The sequence below is a fragment of the Vibrio sp. HI00D65 genome, assembly GCF_001635455.1.
GTDB lineage: Bacteria > Pseudomonadota > Gammaproteobacteria > Enterobacterales > Vibrionaceae > Vibrio.
Map to the genome: position 1 here is coordinate 1 of NZ_LWEH01000349.1, position 1,397 is coordinate 1,397.

The 1,397-nt window shown below is 47.6% G+C and carries 6 tRNA genes; all 6 read left to right on the plus strand.

The features are described 5' to 3' along the window. The first annotated feature begins 68 nt into the window (after nucleotides 1–68). The 6 genes from A3712_RS19780 to A3712_RS19800 all read left to right on the plus strand — a co-directional run bounded on the left by A3712_RS19780 (nucleotide 69) and on the right by A3712_RS19800 (nucleotide 1,275). Nucleotides 69–153, plus strand: a tRNA-Tyr gene (locus A3712_RS19780). A gap of 104 nt (nucleotides 154–257) precedes the next feature. After that, nucleotides 258–342 (plus strand) — tRNA-Tyr (locus tag A3712_RS19785). 287 nt (nucleotides 343–629) lie between these two features. After that, nucleotides 630–714: transfer RNA gene (locus A3712_RS27525), tRNA-Tyr, on the plus strand. A gap of 104 nt (nucleotides 715–818) precedes the next feature. Then, a tRNA-Tyr gene (locus tag A3712_RS19790) sits at nucleotides 819–903 on the plus strand. 101 nt (nucleotides 904–1,004) lie between these two features. Further along, a tRNA-Tyr gene (locus tag A3712_RS19795) sits at nucleotides 1,005–1,089 on the plus strand. Between the two features lie 101 nt (nucleotides 1,090–1,190). Beyond that, nucleotides 1,191–1,275: transfer RNA gene (locus tag A3712_RS19800), tRNA-Tyr, on the plus strand. Nucleotides 1,276–1,397 lie beyond the last annotated feature (122 nt).

Genomic DNA, 1,397 nt, shown 5'->3' on the forward strand with positions numbered 1-1,397 from the left:
GCACTTGAGAGATGCGTTGGGAAAAACATCTCTTTAGCCTATCCATTATGAGTTAGGAAAAACACCCTGGAGGGGTTCCCGAGTGGCCAAAGGGAGCAGACTGTAAATCTGCCGGCACTGCCTTCGATGGTTCGAATCCGTCTCCCTCCACCATCTTTCTTCTTACCTCTACCTAAGAGTTAAGAGACCAACCTAGTTGATGGGCTTATGGGAAAACATCAATTTAGGCTTACTTTGTGAAGAGTAAGACACACCCTGGAGGGGTTCCCGAGTGGCCAAAGGGAGCAGACTGTAAATCTGCCGGCACTGCCTTCGATGGTTCGAATCCGTCTCCCTCCACCATATTCTTCTTACCTCTTTAAGAGTTAAGAGAACAACCTGATTGATGGGCTTAAGGGAAAACAACAATTTAGGCTTCCTCGGCAAAGACTAAGACACACCCTAGAGGGGTTCCCGAGTGGCCAAAGGGAGCAGACTGTAAATCTGCCGGCACTGCCTTCGATGGTTCGAATCCGTCTCCCTCCACCATATTCTTCTTACCTCTTTAATAGTTAAGAGAACACCCTGCTTGATGGTCTTTTTGGTAAACATCTATTTATGCTTACTTTGTGCAGTGTAAGACACACCCTGGAGGGGTTCCCGCGTGGCCACAGGGAGCAGACTGTAAATCTGCCGGCACTGCCTTCGATGGTTCGAATCCGTCTCCCTCCACCATATTACTTCTTACCTCTACCTAAGAGTTAAGAGACCAACCTAGTTGATGGGCTTATGGGAAAACATCAATTTAGGCTTACTTTGTGAAAAGTAAGACACACCCTGGAGGGGTTCCCGAGTGGCCAAAGGGAGCAGACTGTAAATCTGCCGGCACTGCCTTCGATGGTTCGAATCCGTCTCCCTCCACCATATTCTTCTTACCTCTTTAAGAGTTAAGAGAACAACCTGATTGATGGGCTTATGGGAAAACATCAATTTAGGCTTACTTTGTGAAAAGTAAGACACACCCTGGAGGGGTTCCCGAGTGGCCAAAGGGAGCAGACTGTAAATCTGCCGGCACTGCCTTCGATGGTTCGAATCCGTCTCCCTCCACCATATTCTTCTTACCTCTTTAAGAGTTAAGAGAACAACCTGATTGATGGGCTTATGGGAAAACATCAATTTAGGCTTACTTTGTGAAGAGTAAGACACACCCTGGAGGGGTTCCCGAGTGGCCAAAGGGAGCAGACTGTAAATCTGCCGGCACTGCCTTCGATGGTTCGAATCCGTCTCCCTCCACCATATTTCTTCTTACCTCTACATAAGAGTTAAGAGACCAACCTAGTTGATGGGCTTATGGGCAAACATCAATTTATGCTTACTTTGTGAAAAGTAAGACACACCCTGGAGGGGTTCCCGAGTTG